Raw genomic sequence first — 6,584 nt, forward strand, 5'->3', positions numbered from 1 at the left:
AGCGCGCCCGCGGATTCTCCCTTCACGGGGCGCCCGTACACGGCGGAACTCAGCGCCAGCGCCGGCTGGTCATATCCATCACCGTGATCGAGCCAGCTTGCGAGGCCAACGGGCGAGTCCGACAGTCCATAGAGCGTTTGCGGCCGTGTTCCCATCTCGAGCGCATACGCGCGGCGCCTTTTCGCTGCGCTGCTCAACTGGTCGTGGAGCGCTCGCTTCGCCTTTTTTTCCTGCCGGATGATTTCCGCGTTCTTTGGAGTGAAGGAGACCTTTCGGTCAAGCGAGCTGCCGCGTCCTGGTCAGGAGAACCTGCAGCCAGGAACTGCCGCCGATATTCGGCCGGCGTCGTTTGTTTCGCCGCCTTGAACTGCCGATTGAAGTTCGCGACATTCGTAAAACCCGAGCGGGCAGCAATGACGGCAACGGGCAGGGATGTGTCGGCCAGCATCCGGCACGCGTGTCCAATGCGAACGCGGGCGATGTACCGCCCGACGCTCTCACCAATATGCTGCACAAAGTAACGTGTGAGCGTGCGTTCCGACAGGCTGGCCGCTGCACAAAGTTCCGACAGCCGCAGCGGTTCGGCAAAGCGCGCGTCGATCATCGAAAGCACACGGTTGATCCGCTCGGGCTCATGGCCGGATGGGCCCGTGTTCGCCTGATTGAAGGCACTCGGTGAGGCGAGCGGCTGGCCAGGTGCGTCGGCGAGCGTGCAAAGAATGTCGAGCGCCGCACTCAGCCGTTCGCGCGCCACGTTCGATAGCAACGGGTCCAGACGGCCGCGCATCCATTCGCCGGCCGGTGGCTCGAATGCCAGCCCGCACGCTGCTCTGCGCAGGAGCTTACGCAGCGGCTCATATTCGCGACAACAATCCGCCATCCGCCGCGCCCAGTCGCCGTCGAACCAGATAACGATGGCGACCTGCGGCGAAGACGGCTCGATCGACCGGTTCGATGCCCACGTATGCGGCAGATCCGGCGGCACGAGAACGAGATCCTCGGCTTCATAATCGTTGACCGAGTCGCCGATGTAGCGCTTGCCATGGCTGTTCATCGTCAGCGTCAGCTCGTACTCGGGATGGTGATGCCACTCGAACGGAATGCGCGGAAGCCGCCGATGGTAAACCCGGACCGAACAGTCCTCGCCGAACTCGACATGCTCGTATGCTGGTTTCATGGCCGAAAACGCAAATGAATTGCCTGAATAGTATCACCAAGGCGCGCATGCGCGTCATATGCTAGCGCCACGAAATTCACATGGAGACAATCATGTCGCTGGAAATCGACGATTTGCCGGGCGCAATCCGGCAGGCAAAAAAGGAGCTTCGCGCGGCATTGCCGAATTATCGGGAGGTCTTCGCCGAAGTCGAAAAATCGATCGGCGAAGAGGCGAAGCGAATTGCCGCGCAGCGCGATCGCGGAGAAGACGTCATTCCCGAAATTGAGTTCTCCGACATCACCAGAAAACGCGTGACTGCCGAACAGATCGCGCTCGTCAAATCACGCGGCGCATGTGTGATCCGCAACGTCTTCCCGCGCGCGCTGGTGCAGGGCTGGGACGAAGAGATCGCGCACTACGTCGAGCGAAATCACCTCGACAAGCGCCTCGAAAACCGCGCTGAGGACAAATACTTCGGTCAGCTGGCTTCGAGCAAGCCGCAGATCTACGGCGTGTACTGGTCGAAGCCACAAGTGCTGGCCCGTCAGTCGGAGTCACTGACGGCGGCGCGCGTCTTCCTCAACAAACTCTGGCGCAACGAAAGCGACGGACGCGTTTACTTCGATCCGGAGCATGTGCCCGTCTACGCCGACCGTCTGCGTCGGCGGCCGCCTGGTTCGGCGTCGCTTGGCTTGTCGGCGCATTGCGACGGCGGGTCGGTCGAACGCTGGATCGAAAGCAATTTTCGCAAGGTGTATCGCCACGTGTTCTCGGGCAACTGGCGTGAATACGATGCGTTCGACGCCGCTTTCCGCGCTGATGTGGAAGAGATCGCGTCGCCCGCCGTCTGTTCGATGTTCCGCACCTTCCAGGGCTGGACAGCGTTGACGCCGCAAGGCCCTGGCGACGGCACGCTGCAACTCGTACCCATCGCCAACTCGATGGTGTACATCCTGTTGCGCGCCCTTCAGGACGATGTCGCCGAGGATGACCTGTGCGGCGCGATGCCCGGTCGCGCGCTCTCGATCAAGCCGGAATTTCACGCGCCCCTGTTCGAGGCGTTGTCGTCGATTCCCCAAATGGAAGCGGGCGACACCGTGTTCTGGCACAGCGACGTCATTCATGCCGTCGAAGATGAGCACAAGGGCGCGGGTTATAGCAATGTGATGTACATCGCCTCGGTGCCGGCGTGCGCCAAGAACGACGCTTATCTGAAGCGTCAGTTGCCGAGCTTCCTGAAAGGCGAAAGCCCACCTGACTTCCCGACCGACCATTTCGAAGTCGATTTCACCGGCCGTGCAACGGCCGAAGATCTGACGCCGCTTGGCAAGGCCCAACTCGGCTTTGATCTGTAGTTGAAACGGGCACGCACGCGCGGTCGCGCTGATCGCGAGTGCGTCGCCCCATCCATAAAGATAAATTCGGAGACTGCAATGAAACAATCACTGACGTCGGTTGCGGCGGCTGTCGCGCTGCTTATCGCCGGTACACATGCTGTTCGTGCCGCTGAACAGATTTCGGTACTGCACTGGTGGACCTCAGGCGGCGAATCGAAAGCCATCCGGTTGCTCAAGGACGACATGAGCAAACAAGGCTACGAGTGGAAAGACTTCGCTATCGCGGGCGGTGCGGGCGCGGCGGCCATGACGGCGCTGAAGACGCAGGTGATCTCGGGCAACGCACCGTCGGCCGCGCAGATCAAGGGGCCGCTGATTCAGGACTGGGCCGAGCAGGGGACGCTGGTCACGGTCGATCCTTCCGCCGCCGACTGGAGAGCGCATACGCCCACGCAGATAGACAGTGACGTGAAGGCGGGCGGTCACTATGTCGCCGCGCCGTTCTCCGTCCATCGGATCAACTGGCTGTGGATCAACAAGGCGGACCTCGACAAGGTCGGCGGCACGCCACCGACGACATGGCCTGAGTTCTTCGCGCTCGCCGACAAGTTTCGCGCCGCGGGCATCACGCCTGTCGCGCACGGTGGTCAACCGTGGCAAGACATGACGATCTGGGAGACCGTCGTGCTATCACAGGGCGCGGACTTCTACCGCAAAGCCCTCGTCGATCTCGATCAGAAAACGCTGACGTCGCCGCAAATGATTCAGGTGTTCGAGACCGTCCAGAAGATCCGGACTTACTTCGACAAGGGCTACCACGGCCGCGACTGGAATCTCGCCACCGCGATGGTGATTTCAGGCTCGGGCGGCATGCAGTTCATGGGTGACTGGGCCAAGGGGGAATTCGCCAACGCGAACAAGAAGGCGGATGTCGACTATATCTGCGCGGCCGCGCCCGGTACGTCGAATGCCTACACGTACACGGCGGATGCATTCGTGTTCTTCCAGCAGAACGGCAAAAAGGACGCGACGCCGGGACAGCTTGCGCTGGCCAAAACGATCATGTCCGTCGATTTCCAGCAGCAGTTCAGTCTCTACAAGGGCTCCATTCCCGTCAGGCTGGATGTGCCGATGGACAAGTTCGACAGCTGTGCCAAGAAGTCGCGCGCGGACGAGCAGGCGACGATCAAGACGGGCGGTTTCCTGCCTTCGCTGGCCTTCGGCGAACTTCAGTCGCCGGTCACGGCTGGCGCGATCACCGACGTCGTGACCAATTTCATGAACTCCAACGAGGATGCGAAAGAGGGCGTGCGCAAGCTCGCAGCTGCTGCGAAGGTCAAATGACGGCGCGTGTCGATCAGGAAACGCGCAACTTCACTCGCGAAAGGAAGAGAGAAAGATGGATCCCGTAGCAAAGCGTAAATGGCCGCGTTCAGGGCTCGAAACGACGGTGATGGGCTTCGGCGCCGCGCCGATCGGCAACATCTTCAGGCCGATCAGCGAAGACGATTCGGCAGCATTGATCAAGGCGGCTTGGGATGCGGGCGTACGCTACTTCGACACCGCGCCGATGTACGGTCATGGCTTGAGCGAAGCGCGCTGCGGGCAGGGGCTGCGCTGGTATCCGCGTGATCAGTTTGTGCTGTCCACCAAGGTTGGGCGCCTGCTCAAGCCGCGCAGGCGCGCCGACATCAACTTCGCGCCGTGGGTCGACGGGCTGCCGTTTGAAAACGTTTTCGATTACAGCTACGACGGCACGATGCGCTCGATCGAAGACAGCCTGCAACGGCTGGCGCTGGAGCACATCGATATTGCGTTGATCCACGACATCGATGTGTTCACCCACGGAGAGCGCCAGCCCGAGATGTTCGAAGCGGCGATGGCGGGCGCGTCGAAAGCACTGCTGAAGCTCCGTGACGAAGGCGTCGTGAAGGCGGTGGGGCTGGGCGTGAATGAATGGCAGGTCGCGCACGAAGCGATTTGCAGGCAGGATTTCGATTGCCTGCTGCTGGCTGGCCGCTACACGCTGCTTGAGCAGGACGCACTGGACGGTTTTCTGCCGTTGTGCGAAGAGAAGCAGGTGTCGGTCATCCTCGGCGGTGGCTACAACAGCGGGATTCTCGCGACGGGCGCGGTGCCCGGCGCGAAATACAACTACGCGCCCGCGTCGGAAGTCACTCTGGAACGGGTGCGCAAGATGGAGCAGGTATGCCGGGAATACTCGGTGCAGCTCAAAGCCGCTGCATTGCAATTCGTCCTCGGGCATCCTGCGATCCCCACCAACATTCCGGGTGTACGCACGGTTGCACAGCTCGAAGACAACCTTCGCACCTTTCAGGCTGAGATACCAGCGGAATTCTGGGCCGAACTGAAGCGCCGCGAGCTGATCCGCCCGGACGCGCCGACGCCTCAATAGCGTTCGTCTCAGATCACTTCCGCGCAGTGTGGAGCTGCCTCGCTCGCGACAAACCCAACGCAGCACCGTGACGGTTCGCCATGGCGGAGAGGGCCGGGTCGCCCTCGCGTCAGGCTTTTTCGCTAACTTCCATTGGAGGGCGGGTTCGCTCCGATATCTTCGATATGGACATTGACAGAGATCTTCAGCAAATCGCACAGCAAGAAAAGCGGCTAGTCGCTCCCCAATTTGACGCCGATTTTGGGTGGCAGATTGGAATGCATTTGCACGAACTCGCAAAGACTCGTGGGTTGCCCATTGCGATCGACGTACGTACTTTCGGGCAATTGATTTTTTACAGCGCCCTCGCTGGCGCGACTCCTGACAATGCGGACTGGGTGCGACGAAAGAGTAATACAGTCGCGCAGTTCCGATGCAGTTCATACGCGGTTGGTCTGCGTTTGGCAGAATCGGGCTCGACGCTCGCCGACAAATTTGGATTGTCGAACGCTGACTACGCAACACACGGCGGCGGTTTCCCGCTGACTGTGCACGGGGCTGGTGTAATTGGTTCGATCACGGTGTCCGGTTTGCCGCAGCGCGAAGACCACGGATTGATCGTCGAGGCGTTGTGCGCGCTGCTTGGCCATGACCACGCGGAATTTGCGCTGTCGTAGGCGAGTGGCTAACACAACCTGGACATCAAGCCATAGATTTCGTATCCTGGGCCGCATGTCCAGAAGAAAAATCAGCAACGAACTGTGGGCGGCGCTGGAGCTGTTGATTCCGGCATTTACGCCGTCACCCAAAGGCGGTCGTCGGCGCACAGTTGACGACCGCGAAGCACTAGACGGCATCCTGTATGTCCTGCAAACGGGCATCTCGTGGGAAGATCTGCCGCGGGAACCAAGTTTCGGCAGCAGCATGACATGCTGGCGACGTCTACGGGACTGGCAGGCCGCAGGTGTGTGGGAGCAACTGCATCTGGCGATGCTTCGCCGGTTGCGTGAGCACGACCAGATTGATTGGGAACGCGCGAGCCTTGATGCCGCCAGTGTACCCAGCCCCCGGTGGCCAGGAAACGGCCTGACCCGACAGACCGGGGAAAGCTCGGGTCGAAACGGCACATCGTTGTAGACGCACGCGGCATTCCACTGGCCATCACAGTCACGGGCGCTAACCGACATGACTCGACGGCATTCGAGCCCATGCTTGATGCCATTCCGGAAGTCTCGGGCCTGAGTGGCCAGCCGCGCAAGCGCCCGGGCAAGTTGCATCCAGACAAGGGATATGACTTTGCCCGCTGTCGGCGTTACCTGAAGCAGCGCGGTATCACCGCACGTATTGCCCGTTGCGGCGTGGAAAGCAAGGAGCGGCTCGGGCGGCATCGCTGGGTGGTCGAGCGCACGCATGCCTGGTTTGCCGGTTTCGGCAAACTGCGCATTCGTTTCGAGCGGAGCCTCGACATTCATCGTGCTTTGCTTTCCCTCGCTGCTGCCGTTATCTGCTCGCGCTTCGTTGATGACTTTTGTTAGCGGCTCTTACGTAAACATATCTATGTCGTTCAATGCATCCTCGACACGGCCTGAAAATCGAGGATCCTGGGATTTTTCCTTTAAGGAAGATGTTCAAAACACAGTCGGCGACGCCGACCTGACGACGTATGTATCGCCAAGTGAAATCAATGAGACGA

5 protein-coding genes and 2 pseudogenes are annotated in these 6,584 nt (G+C 60.6%); 5 read left to right on the forward strand and 2 right to left on the reverse strand.

What is annotated here, in order from left to right; translation table 11 throughout:
- Positions 1-206, reverse strand: a pseudogene (locus tag J8I87_RS45515) (epoxide hydrolase); the annotation flags it as partial.
- Positions 194-1,177 (reverse strand): helix-turn-helix domain-containing protein, encoded by a 984-nt coding sequence (locus J8I87_RS42925; protein ID WP_209938668.1) that lies wholly within the window; start codon positions 1,175-1,177, stop codon positions 194-196. The pseudogene J8I87_RS45515 and the gene J8I87_RS42925, both read right to left, overlap by 13 nt.
- A 92-nt stretch (positions 1,178-1,269) precedes the next feature.
- Here J8I87_RS42925 and J8I87_RS42930 point away from each other — a divergent pair, with 92 nt between their 5' ends.
- The 5 genes and pseudogenes from J8I87_RS42930 to J8I87_RS42950 all read left to right on the forward strand — a co-directional run bounded on the left by J8I87_RS42930 (position 1,270) and on the right by J8I87_RS42950 (position 6,426).
- Positions 1,270-2,514, forward strand: a complete 1,245-nt coding sequence (locus J8I87_RS42930; protein ID WP_209938669.1) for a DUF1479 domain-containing protein — start codon at positions 1,270-1,272, stop codon at positions 2,512-2,514.
- A gap of 78 nt (positions 2,515-2,592) precedes the next feature.
- Positions 2,593-3,840 (forward strand): ABC transporter substrate-binding protein, encoded by a 1,248-nt coding sequence (locus J8I87_RS42935; protein ID WP_209938670.1) that lies wholly within the window; start codon positions 2,593-2,595, stop codon positions 3,838-3,840.
- 55 nt (positions 3,841-3,895) lie between these two features.
- On the forward strand, positions 3,896-4,912 hold the full coding sequence (locus J8I87_RS42940) for an aldo/keto reductase (RefSeq protein ID WP_209938671.1): 1,017 nt from the start codon (positions 3,896-3,898) through the stop codon (positions 4,910-4,912).
- A gap of 164 nt (positions 4,913-5,076) precedes the next feature.
- A complete protein-coding gene (locus J8I87_RS42945; protein WP_209938672.1) occupies positions 5,077-5,568 on the forward strand; it encodes a heme-degrading domain-containing protein in 492 nt (163 codons plus the stop codon).
- A gap of 55 nt (positions 5,569-5,623) precedes the next feature.
- Positions 5,624-6,426, forward strand: a pseudogene (locus J8I87_RS42950) (IS5 family transposase).
- Positions 6,427-6,584: the final 158 nt, after the last annotated feature.

Source organism: Paraburkholderia sp. LEh10 (assembly GCF_017814945.1).
Taxonomy (GTDB): Bacteria; Pseudomonadota; Gammaproteobacteria; order Burkholderiales; family Burkholderiaceae; genus Paraburkholderia.

Bases quoted from the DNA above. Each gene is read 5' to 3' on its own strand.
- J8I87_RS42945 (WP_209938672.1), top strand. From the start codon at position 5,077: ATGGACATTGACAGAGATCTTCAGCAAATCGCACAGCAAGAAAAGCGG.
- J8I87_RS42930 (WP_209938669.1), top strand. From the start codon at position 1,270: ATGTCGCTGGAAATCGACGATTTGCCGGGCGCAATCCGGCAGGCAAAA.
- J8I87_RS42935 (WP_209938670.1), top strand. From the start codon at position 2,593: ATGAAACAATCACTGACGTCGGTTGCGGCGGCTGTCGCGCTGCTTATC.
- J8I87_RS42940 (WP_209938671.1), top strand. From the start codon at position 3,896: ATGGATCCCGTAGCAAAGCGTAAATGGCCGCGTTCAGGGCTCGAAACG.
- J8I87_RS42925 (WP_209938668.1), bottom strand. From the start codon at position 1,177: ATGAAACCAGCATACGAGCATGTCGAGTTCGGCGAGGACTGTTCGGTC.